General features: G+C 66.1%; 12 protein-coding genes. 1 reads left to right on the top strand and 11 read right to left on the bottom strand.

The window, feature by feature from the left end; translation table 11 throughout:
* Nucleotides 1-2: 2 nt before the first annotated feature.
* The 10 genes from EL249_RS02070 to EL249_RS02025 all read right to left on the bottom strand — a co-directional run bounded on the left by EL249_RS02070 (nt 3) and on the right by EL249_RS02025 (nt 13,684).
* Entirely contained in the window at nt 3-1,232 is a 1,230-nt protein-coding gene (locus tag EL249_RS02070) for a glycosyltransferase family 4 protein (RefSeq protein ID WP_169311701.1), read from the bottom strand.
* Entirely contained in the window at nt 1,216-3,075 is a 1,860-nt protein-coding gene (locus EL249_RS02065; protein ID WP_040530162.1) for an asparagine synthetase B family protein, read from the bottom strand. Before EL249_RS02065 ends, EL249_RS02070 begins: the two co-directional genes overlap by 17 nt.
* Nucleotides 3,059-5,452, bottom strand: a complete 2,394-nt coding sequence (locus EL249_RS02060; protein WP_170169591.1) for a glycosyltransferase family 4 protein — start codon at nt 5,450-5,452, stop codon at nt 3,059-3,061. Before EL249_RS02060 ends, EL249_RS02065 begins: the two co-directional genes overlap by 17 nt.
* A gap of 112 nt (nt 5,453-5,564) precedes the next feature.
* Complete coding sequence (locus EL249_RS02055; protein ID WP_005674658.1) at nt 5,565-6,719, bottom strand: glycosyltransferase family 2 protein; 1,155 nt, start codon at nt 6,717-6,719, stop codon at nt 5,565-5,567.
* Nucleotides 6,720-6,729: 10 nt separating this feature from the next.
* Nucleotides 6,730-7,737: a polysaccharide deacetylase family protein gene (locus EL249_RS02050; RefSeq protein WP_005674659.1), complete on the bottom strand. Its 1,008-nt coding sequence runs from the start codon at nt 7,735-7,737 to the stop codon at nt 6,730-6,732.
* Nucleotides 7,734-9,218, bottom strand: coding sequence for an oligosaccharide flippase family protein (locus EL249_RS02045; RefSeq protein WP_005674660.1), 1,485 nt, complete (start codon nt 9,216-9,218; stop codon nt 7,734-7,736). The genes EL249_RS02050 and EL249_RS02045 overlap by 4 nt, the downstream gene beginning before the upstream one ends.
* A 22-nt stretch (nt 9,219-9,240) precedes the next feature.
* Complete coding sequence (locus EL249_RS02040; protein ID WP_005674661.1) at nt 9,241-10,212, bottom strand: ExeA family protein; 972 nt, start codon at nt 10,210-10,212, stop codon at nt 9,241-9,243.
* A gap of 2 nt (nt 10,213-10,214) precedes the next feature.
* Nucleotides 10,215-11,387 (bottom strand): P-loop NTPase family protein, encoded by a 1,173-nt coding sequence (locus EL249_RS02035; RefSeq protein WP_005674662.1) that lies wholly within the window; start codon nt 11,385-11,387, stop codon nt 10,215-10,217.
* Nucleotides 11,384-12,979, bottom strand: coding sequence for an XrtA system polysaccharide chain length determinant (locus EL249_RS02030; RefSeq protein WP_005674663.1), 1,596 nt, complete (start codon nt 12,977-12,979; stop codon nt 11,384-11,386). Before EL249_RS02030 ends, EL249_RS02035 begins: the two co-directional genes overlap by 4 nt.
* A gap of 96 nt (nt 12,980-13,075) precedes the next feature.
* A complete protein-coding gene (locus EL249_RS02025) occupies nt 13,076-13,684 on the bottom strand; it encodes an XrtA/PEP-CTERM system exopolysaccharide export protein (RefSeq protein ID WP_005674665.1) in 609 nt (202 codons plus the stop codon).
* Between the two features lie 706 nt (nt 13,685-14,390).
* Between EL249_RS02025 and coaA the strand changes: the two genes are divergently transcribed.
* Entirely contained in the window at nt 14,391-15,395 is a 1,005-nt protein-coding gene (gene coaA, locus EL249_RS02020; RefSeq protein ID WP_005674668.1) for a type I pantothenate kinase, read from the top strand.
* An 89-nt stretch (nt 15,396-15,484) separates the two neighbouring features.
* On the opposite strand, the gene EL249_RS02015 is transcribed toward coaA, so the two are convergent.
* The gene (locus EL249_RS02015) at nt 15,485-16,684 is read right to left on the bottom strand and encodes an acetyl-CoA C-acyltransferase (protein WP_005674669.1); all 1,200 of its coding nucleotides are present in this window, start codon (nt 16,682-16,684) and stop codon (nt 15,485-15,487) included.
* Between the last annotated feature and the right edge of the window lie 30 nt (nt 16,685-16,714).

Here is a 16,714-nt window from a genome sequence, read left to right as displayed (position 1 = left end):
GTTCAGTGCATCGAGTCGTGAGGAAAGGAATGCGGCTCAAGCTCGCTCAGGGCGGTGAGCGTCCAGGCGTCGCCTTCATAGATGGTGCGCAGCTGGTTGCCCACCGTGGGAATGGAGGCGTTGGCCTGCACGAAGGCCCGGGCGGCGCGACCCATTTCGGTCAGTCCGGGGCGGCCCAGACGGTAGGCCTGGCGCAGGCATCGGGCAAGCGCTTCCCGGTCGCCGGCCGGGAACAGCCACCCGGTGACATTGGGCTGGATGAAGTCCTCGTTGCCGCTGACCCGGGAGCCGATCATCGGCAGGCCTGACGCCATCGATTCCAGCAGCGTGTTGGACAGCCCCTCGGTATAGGAGGTGAGCACGCCCAGGTCTGCGCAGGCCAGCTGCTCGGCCACGTTGTCGCTGCGGCCCAGGAAGCGGATCTGCTCTTCACGTCCGTGAGTGCTTACTTTCTGCTTCAGCGTTTGCTCAAGCGACCCGCTGCCCACCAGCAGCAACCGGACATTCTGTTCGGGCGTGAAGGCGGCCATCCAGGCGTCCATCAGTACATCCAGCCCCTTCACCGCTTCCAGTCGGCCCACGTACAGCACCACGAGGTCGCAGTCGGGGCGGCCCTGGGCGCGCAGCGCCTGCATGTGGGGCTGCTGGGGATCGAAGCGGTCGAGGTCGACGGCGTTGGGAATGCGGTAGACCTGGGCGGGCGAGAAGCCCACGTCCAGCAGCCGGTTGCCCAGCGTGTGGCTGATGGCCTGGATCATCGTCCGCTTGAGAATGGTGCGCTTGATGCGCATCGACAGCGACGGGTTGGGATCCAGGATGCCACCATTGAGCTCGGTCATGCCGGTGAGCTTGACGATCAGCGGCTTGCGGAGTCTCTGGTTGATGATGGCGCTGGCAACAGCCATGTTCTGGGCAATGTGGCAGTGGATGGCCTTGATCTCTCGACGGCGACGACGCAGCAGCAGCATCAGCCGGGCCTGCAGCACCAGGCCGCCCACCAGGGGCAGGCGCGGGTAGCGCAGCCGGATGATTTCCACCAGACCATGCTGTTCATGGGCGACCTGGGGCCCCCAGGGCACCATCGGCACCACGATGGTGCTGGGTACGCCCTGTTCGGCCAGCCAGCCCGTCAGCGTGCCGACTTGAGATTCGGCGCCGCCCCCGCCCGGGGACGGATAGACGCTGTCCAGGACCATGAAGACCCGCCTGGTGGGTTCAGCTTTGCGTGTCATGGGCATGGCGCTGCAGCCAGAGTTCGAGGACCAGCAGCTGGTACAGCTCGCTGGCGTGATCCCACGCGCCACGCTGGTGGCGCTCCAGCAGGCCGCGCACCGTGTCCATGCGGACGAAGTCGTGCAGCCGTGCGTTCGGGGATTCGAGCGTGTCGTTGAGGAGTTGCCGGAACTGTCCGTTGCCACGCATCCACAGACTGACAGGCAGTCCAAAGCCCTGTTTCTTCTTGCGGCGGATCTCTTCCGGCAAGACCGACATCATCGCCTGTTTGAAGAGCGCACGTTTTTGCGTTCCGTGCAGTTTGTAATGCGCTGGTAAATGTGCCGTGTATTCGACAAGATGGCGGTCCAGGTACGGGAAGCGGACCGACACGCCGGCGCTGCGGCAGGCGCCCGTCACCTTGATGATGTCGTTGTCGGCAATCGCCATCGTCAGGTCCAGGTGCATCAGCCGGTGCAGCTCGCTGGGCGCGGTCAGCGACCGCCAGACGGCGCGCTGCAGGTCCAGCGACGCATCACGCGCCACCTTGGAACGGAAGTCGGCCGTCAGCAGCTCCTCATAGTGGTCCGAGGCGAACGAGTCATCGGTGTAGAAGCGGTCCGGGTTGGGGATGCTGCCGCGCTCGATGAAGTTGCGGATGCGGTTGGCCCAGCGCTGGTCGGTGTTCTTCAGGCTGTTGGCCAGCAGCGAGCCCAGGCCGCGCAGCGGTGAAGGCAGCCCGTAGTACAGGCTGAAGATGCGGTCCTTCAGGTACCGCTCATTGCCGCCGAAGATCTCGTCGCCGCCGTCGCCGGCCACCAGCAGGTCCTTGCCGGCATCGGCCGCCATGCGGGCGCAGTAGTAGGTGGGAATGGCCGAGGCGTTGCCGAAGGGCTCGTCGAAGGCGCGGATGAGCATCGGCAGCGCTTCGGCCGCCTCCTGTTCACTGACCCGGCGCTGGTGGGAATCCAGTCCGAAGGCCTTGCTGGCGATGTTGGCAAAGCCCAGCTCGTCGTAGCCTTCCTCGGTGAAGCCGATGGAGAAGCTCGATACCTTTTTGGGAGCTGCCGCCGCGGCCAGGATGCCGCAGATGCTGGAGCTGTCGGTGCCGCCGCTGAGGAATGCCCCCCAGTGCTGCTCGTCGCCCGGACGATAGCTGCGCACCGTCTCGATGATCCGTTCACGCAGCTCGATGGCAGCCAGCTCGCGCCCCGGATCGTGGTCTTCGGGGTAGCGCAGGTGCCACCAGTTGTCCTGCTGCAAGCGCCCGCCTTCCCAGCGCAGTCGCTGGCCGCCCGAGAGCTTGCGCACGGCCCGGTAGATGGCGCTGTGTGCCGGCACGTAGTAGAAGTTCAGGTAGTGGTAGAGCGCCTCGTCGGACAGCTTGTTGTCGAAGAGCCGGGTGGCCACCAGCAGCCGCATGTCGCTGGCGCAGGCCAGACGGTCCTGCTCATGGGCATAGCAGACCGGCCAGGTCTTGAAAGCGTCGGTGACGATGGTCACCAGACCCCGGGGCACGTCCCAGCACACCAGCACGAAGCGGCCCAGGCATCGTTCCACCGGGGTCTTGCGGTCCTGCATCCAGGCGTGCAGAACCGCACTCAGGTCATCGCCATGCGGGCCGTTGGACATGCCCATAGCCCCCACCTGCTCGTTGCCGATGTATTGCCACCCGGCGCCCTGCCATTGCAGGTCGAAGCGATGGCCGTCGGGCATTGTGCCCTGCAGGCGGTGGGCTGCACGCGAGTTCTCGGGACCAGGCCAGCCAGCGGTGACGGTAGGCAGGGCAGGTATCGGATGATCCGGCTGCTGATTGTCGGCCGGCGGCTGGATGACCAGCAGGAAATTACCGTTGACTGACACGCGAATACTCCTTGAGCATGGCGCTGACCATGGCGGGGGGACTGTATTGTTCAAGAACCTTCTGCCGACCGGCCTGGCCAATGGCCTGACGCCGGACGGGATCATCGATCAGTTGCAGCATGGCATGGGCCAGGGCCTGGGTGTCGGTGGGATCGACCAGCACCCCATGCCGGCCGTCCTCAATGACTTCTGGCGTGCCGCCCACCCGGGTGGCCAGGACCGGCAGGCCCAGCGCCATCGCTTCCAGGATCACGTTGGACATGCCCTCGCGCAGCGACGGGGCGACCAGCATGTCGGCGGCCTTCATCAGGGCGGCCACGTCCGAGCGTTCGCCCAGCAGCAGGGCACGCTCGTCCAGTTTCAGTTCGCGGATGCGTGCTGCCAGCGTGTCGTGCAGCGGGCCGCCACCTACCAGCAGCAGCCGCACATGCGGCCGTTCCGCGGCTACGCGGGCGAAGGCATCCAGCAGCCGTGGCAGGTTCTTGTGCTCCACCAGGCGGCCGACGAAGAGCAGCAGGGTCTCGAAGGGCGCGTCTGCCTGCCCGTCCGGGGGGGGCGCGGTGTATTCCTTCCGAAGGGCCGCCACGGCGTCAGCGGGGGGCTCCGGCACTTCCACGCCATTGTGGACGATGGAAAAGCGTGACATCGGCAGTCCCATCTGGCGTGCTGCGTATTCGGCCCCTTCACGGGAATTGGAGATGATGCCCTGCGAGCGCTGGCTGGCCCAGTGCTTCATCCGCCATTGATTGGCGCTGTACCACTCATAGGTGCCGCGCACCGAGGTGATGAGCGTGGGCCGCTCGGAAGCCGGCAACAGGCGGGTGGCAATGGCGCCCCACAGTTCAGCCGTGAACGAATAGCAGTGCAGAACGTTCGGTGCCCACTGCCGGATGGCCTGCCGCAGCTTCCAGACGAACTCGGGGTCCACACGCCGACGCTTGTCCACGCGCAGGGTCTGGATGCCGGCCGCGTGCAGTCGGTCCACCAGGAACGAGGGCTTGATGAAATACAGCACCACGCATTCGATGCCGCGCTCCTTCAGGCCCATCGCCAGCTGCACGATCTGCCGCTGGCTGCCACCCACTTCCATTTCGTCGGTCATCAGCATCACGCGCAGGGGCGACGATGCGGGCTTCCCGCCCTGCCAGCGGCCAGTGTCGGGCTGAACGGCCTGGATGCGACCCAGCAGCTTGGCGGCCTCGATGTCGGCATCGAAGTCGTGAATGATGGTTTTGCGGGCGGCTTGCGCCAGGCGGGTGCGCAGCGGCGCATCGGCCAGCAGTCTGGCCATGGCATCAGCCAGTTCCGTGGCCTGGCCAGGCGTCACCAGCAGGCCGTTCTCTTCATGGTGGATCAGTTCGGGGATGCCCGAGACCCGTGTGGAGATGGCGGTGGCTCCGCAGGCCATGGCTTCCATCAGCGCCACCGGAATGCCATCGGCATTGCCGTCAGCCAGCAAGACCGAGGGCAGCACGAACATCGTGGCACGATTGATTCGCTGGCGAACATCCTGCTGGGGCAGGGCGCCGGTCAGTCGCACCCGCTCCGACAGCCCGGCCTGGTTGATCGCCTGCTGCAGCTCGTCGCGCAGGGGGCCGTCGCCGATGATGTCACAACGGAAATCGATGCCGCGTTCCTGAAGCAGCGCGCAGGCCTTCACCAGATGGATGAAGCCCTTGATCGGGTCCAGCCGTCCCACGCCGACGATGTAGGCCGGCTCACGGCCTTCTGCCGTGAAAGGCAGGTCGGCCGGAAGCACGCCACAGTGGATGACGGCCAGCCGGTTGTGCAGTCCGTTCGGCAGACGGGCCGAGAGCTGCCGGCGGTTGTATTCGGAAATGGTGACGCTGAAGTCGGCCTGCGCCAGCTTGCCGGACAGGTCCTGGTCATGCACGAAGATGTCGTGCGCATGACCGGTGAAGCTCCAGGGGCGGCCGATGCGGCCAGCCAGGATGCGGGCGGCCGTGCTGGGGTAGGTGGCCCAGTGCGCGTGCAGGTGCTGCGGGGCAAAGCGCTGCACCTCGGCCATGACGGCCAGCGTGCGCCACCAGCTGATGACGGATTTGGCCAGTTCGGCCGGCCGGCGCCAGAGACTGCGAACCAGTGGCCACAGCTCGGCCATGCTTTTCAGCGGATGCTTCAGCACCTGGGGCAGTGCAGCGCGCAGGCTGCCGGCCAGGCTGCTGGGCGGGTAGATCACCCGGTCCAGCAACACCTTCGCATCGGGCTGCACCATTGGTTCGCTGTGCGGCTTGAGCGACACGATGCGGATGTCCACGCCCTGGCGTGCCAGCGCATGGATCTCGCGCACGATGAAGGTCTCGGACCAGCAGGGGAAGAGCGAGACCAGGTACAGGACCCGCAGGGGGGACTGCACGGGTTTGTCCTTGTCGTGCGCAGGCTGCCGTTCCGGGGCGTCGGACGGTTGCGGTACCGCGCCGGGTGCCGGATGGTTTCCTGTGGAGGGTGACGATTGCGGGCTCATCGGATCAGCCTCCCCAGCGATGCAGGTTGCGGTTTCGCAGGAACTCGAGAAAACCGTACACGATGAACAGGTGCATCTCGATGAAGGTGTTGGACAGTCGCACCGGCAGCCAGCGACGGGTACCAGGCACCCAGCGGGCCAGCAGCGACAGGCCGATGATCAGCAGGGCCCCCACCAGGCTGGCGCAGAAAAAGAGTGATACCGGGGCCAGCACCGCGCTGGCCAGCAGCATCACCAGCAGTGCCACCGGCGTGAGCAGCCGGCAGACCTTGTGCGAGAAGAACCCCAGGAAGGCCGGGTTGCGGCGCGGATCAATGAGTGCCGGGCACAGCTGGATGAGCTGGAAGTTGCCGGCCAGCGTGCGGATCTTGCGGCGCTTTTCCTGCTGCATCGAGGTCGACGGCAGGTCGTAGGCGATGGCGCGGGTATCGAAGCTGGCGCGGTATCCGTCCAGCACCGCCTGCATCGGGATCAGCACATCGTCTAGGATGGTCTCGGGCGGAATGGGACGGAAGGCCGCACGACGCAGCGCGTAGAGGGCACCCGTCATGCCGATGGTGGAAGCCACCTGGCCTTCGGTGCGGCGCAGCCATTTCTCGTAGCGCCAGTAGGCGTCCAGCCCCTGACCGACGAAGTCCCCTTCGGGCACCTCGAAACGCAGCTCGCCGCTGACGGCGGCCAGGGCGGGATCACGCTGCAGCGATTCCACGAGATGGGCGATGGCATCCGGATCCAGGCGTTGGCGGGCGTCGGTGAGGATCAGGATCTCCTGCGTGCATTGCGCGATGGCATCGTTCAGGCAGGCCGCCTTGCCGCGATGCTGGGCATGGCGCAGTACCGTCACGCGCGGATCCTGCAGGGCCTCGGCAGCACGTGCCGTGTCCTCGTCGTCACCGTCGATGGCCAGCAGCACGCGGATCCGGTCGGCCGGATAGTGGCTCTGCAGGCAGCTCCGGATCTTCGGCCCGATCAGGTGGGCAGCGTTGCGGGCCACGATGACCACGGCGATCTCGGGTTGCGCCGAGGCGTTCGGGCTGCTTGCCGTCTGATCGGGTCGCAGCTTCTTCAGTTGCCGGTGCAGCAGCCACGGATAGCCTGCATACGTGTACACCACCCACCCTGCAGCGGTGATGTAGGCCAGCAACCAGAAGGTGTTCATCGGGATTCCGTCAGTCGTTTTTGCCGGGTTCCGTCCTGGGGCTGCGCAGCAGCAGGGCGCGAAGCTTTTCGTGTCCGCCATTGCCCAGCAGTTGCTTGGAGAGCCGTAGTACGCGATAGCGTGTCTGCTGCTTCAGCATTTCCAGCGGCTGCTGCGTGATCCAGGCCAGAAAACGGGCCTCGCTGGTACCGCGCAGCATGGCCAGCCGCGGCAGCTCCAGCGCAGGTCCATTCGTCATTGCAGCAGAATTCGACACACTGTTGTGATTTCCCCCGATTCCGTTCGGCGAATCCGCAACATTCCCGGGATGCGATGCGCCGGAGAGGGGGGCAGTGGCCTGGATGTCGGCCGGGCCAGTCGTGCCAGACATGTCGGATGCAACATGCGTTGTCCGGGCCGAAGCCACGGGCGCCGGTGGTGACAGTGGCAAACCGTCGAGCGCACGCCAGACGCCCACCCGTGACGAGCAGACGGCGTGGTAGCCCAGGCTGCCGGCCAGTGACAGGAAGTTCTCGGGCATGCGGCCGCCGGCGGGCGCGTAGACCGTGACGGGGCTGCCGATGGCATCCTCGATGGCCGCCTTCGAGTCGGCCAGTTCGGCGCGCACTTCTGCCGGCGAGAGCTGATCCAGATAGCGATGGTTCATGCCGTGCGACTGGATCGCCATGCCCATGGCCGCCATTTCGCGCAGTGCCGGCCAGTCCAGAAAGCCCGGCTTGCCCACCATGGACGGATTCACGAAGAATTCCGCCCGGCCCTCTTCACGGGCGATGGCCTCGGCCGCCGCTGCATTGGTCAGGTGGCCGTCATCGAAGGTCAGGCATACAGGCCAAGGCTCGCCGCTGGCTGGCAGTCCTTCGTACAGCAGCTGGTGCACGCTGCAGATGCGCCGACCATGTGAGCGGATCAGTTGCAGCTGTCGGGCAAAGGTGGCGGGCGGCACACTGTAGTGGGAATCAGCCCCTTCCATCTCGCCATCGACGATGGCGTGGTACATCAATACGGTGACTGCTTTCATGCCTTGCCCCTGAACAGACCGAAACGGCCCAGCGCCTGCTGTGCCAGCGCGCGGGTCTCGCCATCGAGCAGCACGGTGCCCACGGCGTAGATGGCTGCGCCGGCCACCATGCGAACCAGCAACGTGGTGAGCTGCTGCGGGAACTGGATCTGCATCAGCACCCCGTACATCAGCGCCGCCATGGCCACGAACACGACGATGCGCCGGTATTCAGGCCGTACCGGCACGGTGCCGCGCCCCATCCAGGCGGCCAGGGCCGTCATCAGCCCGTAGGCCAGCAGGGTGGCAATGGCCGCGCCCTCGATGCCCAGCGACGGGATCAGCAGCAGGTTCAGCAGCACGTTCAGGCCGGCAGCCGACAGGATGGCCAGCAGGATGCGGCCCGAGCGTTTCTGGATCTGCAGCCCGGCCGATGCCACCGGGAACAGTCCCTGCAGGGCCACGCCACCAATCACCCAGGGGATGATGGCTGCGCCGGCGCGGTATTTCTCGGAAGCCACCAGCAGCAGCAGGGGTTCGGCCACGGCGGAGACGCCTGCCACCATCGGGATGGCAAACAGCAGGTACAGGTGAAAGACCCGCTGCAGGAAGTGCTGGGTGACGGCTTCGCCCTCGTCGGCCCAGAGCCGCAGCACCATCGGGGTGACGGCGCCGGTGAACGCCGTCACCAGCACGGCACCGATGTAGTCGCACAGGTTGTAAGGTGCCGAATAGACGCCCAGCCAGGCCGAGCCCAGCATGCGCTGGATCAGCACCCGGTCGCCCAGGCTCAGCATCACCGACGACAGCTCCATGGCCACCAGCGGCAGGCTGAAGCGCAGCAGCGTCTTCAGGAAGGGGGCGGAGAAATCGCGGACCGACCAGGGCTCGCGCCGGAAGAACCAGCGTGCCAGCACCACCAGGCACAGTGTCTCGGCCACGATCTGCGCGCCGTAGAAGCCCCACAGCGTGGTGGAAACGTAGAGCAGCGTCACCAGCATCAGGGCCAGACCCAGGTAGCGCTGGAGGACCGAATACAGGGACAGCACGCCGCTCAGCTCGCGGGCGCGCAGCTGGTTGACCACGGCGCTGGACAGGCACTGCAGCAGCGCCAGCGGTGCCACCAGGTACAGCAGGTTGCGACCCTGGGGACCGGAGGTGAAGAGGGAGTCGGGCAGCACGGTGATGCCCAGGCTCCAGAGGAGGGCAGCCAGCGTGCCGAAGCCCGCCAGCCCCACGTAGACGGTGGCCTCGTACTGCGGCAGCGTCCAGGCGGACTGGCCGGCGCGCACCTCGCTGTAGAAGCGCAGCGCTGCCTGTTGCAGGCCCAGCTTGCCCACGGCGGCGGTGGCGGTCACCAGCACGCCGATCAGGCTCATCATCCCGTAGTCGGCGACCGGGAAGATGCGCGTGAGAAACGGAAACGAGACGATGCTTGCCAGCGTGACGAGCAGGCTGGCAAGCGAGTAGCGCGAAAAGTGGGCAGCCAGCCGGCTCAGCATGGCCGGCACCCCATGTCCATCGTCATCCCTGCCGCAGTCCGTCCAGTCGTACCAGAATGGTGTTGGTCACCTGCGAGATTTGATCCAGCGAGGCGTCCAGCGAGGCCATCCGGCGTTCCATGTCCTGCAGCCGGGCGGATTTCGAGGCGCTGGGGTTGTCGGCCACGGTGACCGAGGTGCGCCATTCGTCTTCCATGTCCTGCAGCGTGTTGTCCACGTCGGTCAGGGTCACGCGCGTCTTCTCTTCCACGTAGGCCTGCGTCAGCAGCCGCTCGCACAGGATGTTCACCTGGCGGGGGTTGCCGTCGGTGGCCTGCTGGATGCGCTCGATCGCTTCGGCGTCGAACGGGGTGTCACCCTGCCAGCCGGCCTGCTGCATCCGTTTCTGGATGTACTGGGGCACTTCCTCGGGCGTCAGGCCGTCGATGTGATCGGTGACGAGGAAGCGCTGGCGCAGGGCATCCAGACGGGGCGTGGCCAGGCGTGCGCGCAGCACGGGCTGCGCCACCAGGAAGATCTGCAGCAGCAGGTTGCCGTTGAGCTGCATGTCCGAGAGCAGCCGCACCACCTCTAGCGCATCGTCCTCGAGGTTGTGGGCTTCGTCGATGACCAGCAGCAGCCGGCGGTTGGCCTGGACTTCACCCAGCAGGTATTTCTGCAGCGTGCGCAGCAGCTGCGCCGTGTCGGCGTCGGCCGGCACGTCCAGCCCCAGGGCGGCAAAGATCTGCAGCAGCAGCGAATGGCCGTTGGCACGGGGCGTGGCGATGGTGAAGACCTGGATGCCGGCGTCGGGCAGGCGGCGGCTGACGTTCTGCACCAGCATGGTCTTGCCGCAGCCCGGGGCGCCGGTCAGCAGCACCAGCCCCTCACGCTGATACAGCCCGTACTTCAGGGTGTTGACTGCGCGCTGGATGGCCTCGCTGTTGAAGAGGAAGCGCAGGTGCGGATTCAGTCGGAACGGCTTGGACTTCAATCCGAAAAATGATTTGTACATGCTCAGTATCCGTAGTAAGCGGGTGCTTTGGGCTGTACGGGGGCCTTGTTGAACAGCAGGCCGACAGCCTCGCAATTCTCAAGCTGAAGCAACGACTCGTTGACGGCACTGCGCGGCGTCTCGCCGGCAGCGACCACCAGCATCACCTGCCCCACCAGGGCCGACAGCGAGCGGGTCTCGGTGACGGGCAGCAGCGGGGGCGTATCGAAGATGATCACATGGTGCGGCAGCATGGTCTTGAGCCGCTCGACCAGCTGCGCCATGTTGTTCGAGGCCAGCAGATCCACCGGACGATGATTCAGGTGGCCGGCCGTCATCAGCGACAGCCCGGGCACGGAGGTCTCGTGCAGCAGCTCGCTGATGGGGATTGTGGGGTCTTCCAGGTAATCGGTCAGGCCGACTTCGTCGGGGATGTCCAGCTGCAGCGTGTTGGAGACGCTGGGACGTGCGATGTCGGCATCGATCAGCAGCACCGGGTGTTCACCCCCGATGGCGATGCTGATGGCCAGGTTGATGGCCGAGAAGGTCTTGCCCTCGCTGGGCAGCGAGCTGGTGACCATGATCAGCCGGCCGTTGCCCACCACGGGGCGCAGGCGGCCAAAGGCGTTGTCCAGCAGGCGCCGCTTCACCAGACGGAACTCCTGGTGAATCTTGGAGGTCTTGTCGTCCGGTACCAGAAAGCCACGTCCCTTCAGGTAATCGAAATCCAGCTGGATGACGGCGCGGCCGGACGAGGGGATGTGTCCGGTCGCGGAATGGGCATTGCTGCCGTGTGCTTCGCTCGCGGAGGACGCGCTGTTGGCCGCGCCGTCCTGCCGGTCTGCCGAGCCCTGGCCCTGTGCGGCCGGGAAGGAGGCGCCGGCCGAAGCCTGGGTGTCGATCCTGGCACCACCCGCTGCCGTGTCCAGCCGGCCGTTGACCTGCTCGCCGCGCTCGCGGGCCTGCCGCAGCGCTTCGGCACGGGCGATGTCGGCCCGGATGCCGGCGGCCATCGCCTCCTCGGCCTCGGCCGAGGAAGCCATCAGCGTGGCGCTGCCCTGACTCAGGGTCCGCGGCGTGGTCGTGCTGGGGGTGATGGTGGTGGTGGGCGTGATGGTGGTGTGCTGGTGCAGCGGCCGGGACGGATTCTGGTCCACCAGCTTCTGCATCGCCCGCTGAACGAGTCGCTTGTTCATGACATCACCTTCTGCTGGGTGTGTTGTGCGGTGGGTGCCGGTGCTGCTTCGCTGGATTGGCCTGCATCAATCACGTAGATGAGGATCAGCACCACGAACACCAGCGTGTAGCCGACGAGGGTGGCGGTGAAGCGGAACGATTGCTTGCGGGCCAGCTTCTGGGCGGCTTCATCACGATAGCGGGTGATGGCACCAAAGAGCGGCACCTTGGTGGCGGCCTTCAGGGCGTTGGGCTCGTAGAAGGCCGGGTTGGCCAGCTCGCGCACCAGTGCCACGGCCAGGCCCAGCACCAGCGACACCACGAAGAAGATGCCCAGCAGCAGCGGCCGGTTGGGCGAGACCGGGCGCGGGCTCACGCGCGGGGGATCGACCACGCGGAACTCGCGCGTGCCGGTGTTTTCCTCGATGCTGCCGGCCAGGCGGGCGGCATCACGGCGCTGCAGCAGCTTCTCGTAGTTCTGCTTGTTGGAGTCGTAGTCGCGGTTGAGCTGGATGTACTCGGCCTCGACCTTCGGGATGGCCAGCGCAATCTCGCGGGCTCGCTTGGCCTGCGCCTCGGCCTCGGCCACACGGGCGGCCAGTGAGGCGACCTTGGCGTCAGCCTCGGCCATGGCGATGGACATCTCCTGGTACAGCCGGTTGGGGATCTTGCCCCGACCCGGGCGCGAGTCCACCGGCCGCAGGGCTTCCTTCTGCAGCTGGACTTCCAGCTCGCGGATGGAGTGACGGGTGTTGATCACGTCCGGGTGTGCGTCGGTGTAGCGGGTGAGCAGGTCGTCCAGGCGCTTGCGGGCCGATTCCAGGCGGCGCTCGGTCTCGCTGCCGCCACCGTCGGCCTGGCCACCGCCCACCGGCACGTACTCGGGAACGGCCTCCAGGCGGGTGCGGATGGCGGTGCGCGAGTTGACGGCCTGACGATATTCGAGGCGGGCCGTCTGCAGTTCACGCTGGATGTCGGCCGAGCGGGCCACATAGTCCTGCGCGAGGTTGGGCATCACCTCGATGTGCTTGATCTTGAATTCCTTGAGCGCGGTCTCGGTCTGCAGCAGCAGGTCCCGGGCCTTGGCGATCTCCTGGTCGATGAACTGCACCGCTTGCTGCGTGTCGGCCGTCTTGCCCGTGCGGGTGGACTTGACGAACAGGTCCAGCAGCATCGTCACCACCTTCAGTGCCGTTTCCCGGGACTGATTGCGGTACTCGATGCTGTAGAAGTTGGTACCGCCCGCCGGCTTGAACTGGATGCTCTTCTCCAGCGTCTGCATCAGCGCCTCGCGCCCCTTCTGGGTCTGCACATCGTGGTCCATGCCGGTGGCCTGGACGATGGCTTCCAGGTTGGGGCGGCTGACCAGCGTGCGGGCCATCATCTGGATCTGGCCCTGCATGTCGGGCTGCACGGTCATGCCCTGCATGAGCGGCTGCAGGATCGACTTGGTGTCGACATAGGCACGTGCCGTGGCCTCGTAGTTGCCGGGCAGCACCACGGTGATGATGATGCCAAGCACGCCGGTGATGAGCATGGCCACCAGACCTGAGACCCGATACTTCCACAGGCCGGACAGGTAGGTTTTGTAGGACTTCAGGAGGTCAAGCATGGAATTCTGTGCAGAAGATGCTTCGTCGCGTCGGGCAGTATGCGCGTTCGGGGCGGCCGGGCGCCATGCGGGGGCTGCCCGGCGGCCAGCCGGACGTTACAGCAGGCTTTCCGGGATCATGATCGAGTCGCCCGGGGCGATCTCGACGTTGGCGCTGGGGTCGCCGCGCTTGAGCAGGTCTTCCAGCCGGACACGGTACTGCTTGTTGTTCTCGATGGCGCGGATCAGGATGGCCTGGTTGCCGGCCGCCTTGCGGGTGAGGCCGTTGGCCTTGGTCATCACGTCCAGCAGCGTGGTGCCGTTCTGATAGGGCACGGCGCCAGGGCTCTGCGCCTGGCCGATGACCCGGACCACCGACAGCGGGTCACCCACGATCTTGGTCACGACCACCGACACGCTGGGGTCGCGGATGTAGGTGGCCAGCTTGTCCTCGATCTCGCGGCCCAGCACCTGGGGCGTCTTGCCCACGGCCACGATGTCCTTGATCAGCGGCGCGGTGATCTTGCCGTCGGGGCGCACCGGGACCTTCACCGACAGGTCGGGGTTGCGCCAGACCTTCAGGTCCAGCTCGTCACCGGGGCCGATCTGGTAGACGTAGTTGTGCTTGGGCGCCTTGTCGGGTGCCGGCGGCAGGGAACTCATGTTGGCGCAGGCGGCCAGGAAGCTGGCCAGTACCAGGGCTGACAGGGAACGTATCGTGGTCATGGCGAAAAGGGCGGTTGTGTTACAGAAAACCTGTGCCGGTCTGGTGGGGTGCCTGGGGCCGCTGCCGGTCGAAGGGCCGGCCACGCATACGGAAAACGACGGCCAGGCTGTTACTCTAGCGTGGACCCGGGGCGCCATTCCATCAGAATGATCGGCTCAATGTGATCTATGGCCGTAACTTTTGATTCAAACTCGTATCCATTTGTGAATGAGTCGTCAGTCTCCTTGTCTGGCGACAGGTGCCACGTGGGCTGCAGGCCTGCGTCGACGCCTTACCGGCTATTGTGCAAGGAAATGTAGATTCGATTTACACGTGTCGTTGAATCGCATCACTGTCGATAATAATTACTAAAATGGCGGGCATCGTGGCCAAAAACGGCCCGGGAGATACCCGAATGGGCATTTCAGGGCCTGTTTCATGGCCATCGGCCCAGTATCATCAGCATCTTGCCGAAGGTTGGCCCTCCGCCTGGTCGCCAGCAGGCCGGCCCGGATCGTTGGGGCCCAACCCTGATGTTTCGGGTAGGTCGGGGCGTCGGTAACAAGGGGGCTGTTGCCGGCAGGTGTCGTTTTGTGCAGACAGTCGACAGGGCGCCCGTTCGGGCCGAGTGAAATCACCCGGGCCGTTGCCGGCAGGCTGCTGCTCCCTGGGGCCGATACCCAGGGACGGGCCAGACAGGGTGATCGAGGAGAGCATCGCGTGACCATGGACAGCATCGAGAAGCTCGCGGCGCAATTTCATGCCGTGGTGCCGGGGAAGGCCGGGGATGGCTTTTCCGCCTACCAGCGCTTCAGCCGTGCGGAATGGGCTGGCCTGCGCTCCAGCACGCCGCTGACATTGTCCGAGTCCGAGCTGATCGCCCTGCGCGGCGTCAACGACCAAGTCTCGTTGCCCGAGGTGGTGGAAATCTACCTGCCGCTTTCGCGGCTTCTGAACCTGCACTTCCGTTCGGCCAAGGCGCTCTCGGGCGTGTGCGACGACTTCCTGGGCCGACCGGTGGGGGCGCGCCCCTATGTGATCGGCATTGCAGGCAGCGTGGCGGTGGGCAAGAGCACCTTCGCGCGCGTGCTGCAGGCGCTGCTGGCCCGCTGGCCCGATCACCCCCGGGTGGCACTGGTCACCACGGACGGCTTCCTGCATCCCAACCGGGTGCTGCAGGCGCGCGGACTGATGAAGCGCAAGGGCTTCCCGGAGAGTTACGACCGCAAGCGGATGATCTCCTTCCTGGGGGCGCTGAAGGCCGGTGAGCCGGTGGTGGAAGCGCCGGTGTACTCCCACCAGGCCTATGACATCGTGCCCGGTGAGGTGCAGCGGGTCGAGCAGCCTGACATCCTCATCTTCGAGGGGCTGAACGTGCTGCAGACCTGGGGGGTAGAGCGCAGTGCCGGCACGCCCCAGGCCAGCGTGGTGGTGTCCGACTTCTTCGACTTCTCCATCTATGTGGATGCTGCCGAGGCCGACATCGAGCGCTGGTATCAGCATCGTTTCCTGTCGCTGCAGCAGACGGCATTCCGCCGGTCGGACTCCTATTTCCATCATTACCAGCACCTGTCGCAGGACGAGGCGATGAAGGTGGCCAGCGACATCTGGCGCGAGATCAATCTGCGCAACCTGCGCGAGAACATCGCCCCGACGCGGGGGCGGGCCAACCTGGTGGTGGGCAAGCAGGCCGACCACCGTGTCGGCGAGATCCTGTTGCGGATGATCTGATCCGGCTGCCACCAGGTGCCTGGCGGCAGCCAGGATGGCCCGGGCGTGAACGGCCCCGGCGGGCGTGATCCCCAAACGGGGGGCGGCGTTCAGGCCATCTCCACCGCGATGGCAGTGGCTTCGCCGCCGCCGATGCACAGCGAGGCAACGCCACGCCTGCCGCCCGTCTTCTTCAGGGCGCCCAGCAGCGTGACCAGCACGCGGGCGCCAGAGGCGCCGATGGGGTGCCCCAGGGCGACCGCACCGCCATGGATGTTGACCTTGTCGTGCGGGATGCCGTGTTCCTTCATGGCGGCCATCGTCACCACGGCGAAGGCTTCGTTGATCTCATAGAGGTCCACAGAAGCGGTCTGCCAGCCGGCTTTGGCCAGCACCTTCCCGATGGCGCCCACCGGCGCGAGGGTGAACCACTCGGGCTCACGCGAAAAGGTGGCATGGGCCACCAGAGTGGCGATGGGGCTGAGGCCGCGTTTTCGGGCTTCGCTCTGGCGCATCAGCACCAGTGCGGCCGCACCGTCGGAGATCGACGACGAGGTGGCGGCGGTGACGGTGCCGTCCTTCACGAAGGCCGGGCGCAGGGTAGGGATCTTCGACGGGTCGACCTTGAACGGGCTCTCGTCGCGTTCCACCACCACGTCGCCCTTGCGGCCAGGGATGGTGACGGGCACCGTTTCCCAGGCAAAGCTGCCGTCTTCATTGGCGGTGCGGGCACGGCGCGAGGACTCCAGGGCGTAGGCGTCCTGCGCTTCGCGGGTGAAGTGATACTTGCTGGCGCAGTCTTCGGCAAACAGGCCCATTGACTTGCCGCCGCCATTGGGCATCCTGCTGTAGGCGTCTTCCAGACCGTCGTAGGCCATGTGGTCCAGCAGCGTGCCGTGGCCATAGCGGTAGCCGGTGCGCCCCTTGGGGACCAGGTAAGGGGCGTTGGACATGCTTTCCATGCCGCCGGCCACCACCACGTCCTGGCTGCCAGCCTTGATCAGGTCATGGGCCAGCATCACGGCCTTCATGCCGGAGCCGCACACCTTGTTGAGCGTGGTGGCACCAGTGGATGGCGGAAGCCCCGCCTTCAGCGTGGCCTGCCGGGCCGGTGCCTGGCCCTGGCCGGCGGGCAGCACGCAGCCCATCAGCACTTCCTGCACCTGGTCGGGGGCGATGCCGGCGCGCTCGACCGCAGCCTTGATGACAGCAGCGCCCAGGTCGGTGGCCTCCAGTCCGGACAGGGCGCCCAGCATGGCACCGATGGGGGTTCGGACAGCGGATACGATGACGATCGGGTCGGAATCCATGGTGTGTTCTTGTCTCCTGTGTCGGGAGCC

It is taken from the genome of Lautropia mirabilis (assembly GCF_900637555.1).
Classification (GTDB): domain Bacteria; phylum Pseudomonadota; class Gammaproteobacteria; order Burkholderiales; family Burkholderiaceae_E; genus Lautropia; species Lautropia mirabilis.
The sequence above is the reverse complement of the archived record's forward strand: the minus strand, read 5'-3'. Positions and strand labels throughout refer to the sequence as shown.

Bases quoted from the DNA above. Each gene is read 5' to 3' on its own strand.
- EL249_RS02030 (WP_005674663.1), bottom strand. From the start codon at position 12,979: ATGCTTGACCTCCTGAAGTCCTACAAAACCTACCTGTCCGGCCTGTGG.
- EL249_RS02025 (WP_005674665.1), bottom strand. From the start codon at position 13,684: ATGACCACGATACGTTCCCTGTCAGCCCTGGTACTGGCCAGCTTCCTG.
- EL249_RS02040 (WP_005674661.1), bottom strand. From the start codon at position 10,212: ATGTACAAATCATTTTTCGGATTGAAGTCCAAGCCGTTCCGACTGAAT.
- EL249_RS02045 (WP_005674660.1), bottom strand. From the start codon at position 9,218: ATGCTGAGCCGGCTGGCTGCCCACTTTTCGCGCTACTCGCTTGCCAGC.
- EL249_RS02050 (WP_005674659.1), bottom strand. From the start codon at position 7,737: ATGAAAGCAGTCACCGTATTGATGTACCACGCCATCGTCGATGGCGAG.
- EL249_RS02015 (WP_005674669.1), bottom strand. From the start codon at position 16,684: ATGGATTCCGACCCGATCGTCATCGTATCCGCTGTCCGAACCCCCATC.
- EL249_RS02070 (WP_169311701.1), bottom strand. From the start codon at position 1,232: ATGACACGCAAAGCTGAACCCACCAGGCGGGTCTTCATGGTCCTGGAC.
- coaA (WP_005674668.1), top strand. From the start codon at position 14,391: ATGGACAGCATCGAGAAGCTCGCGGCGCAATTTCATGCCGTGGTGCCG.
- EL249_RS02035 (WP_005674662.1), bottom strand. From the start codon at position 11,387: ATGAACAAGCGACTCGTTCAGCGGGCGATGCAGAAGCTGGTGGACCAG.
- EL249_RS02055 (WP_005674658.1), bottom strand. From the start codon at position 6,719: ATGAACACCTTCTGGTTGCTGGCCTACATCACCGCTGCAGGGTGGGTG.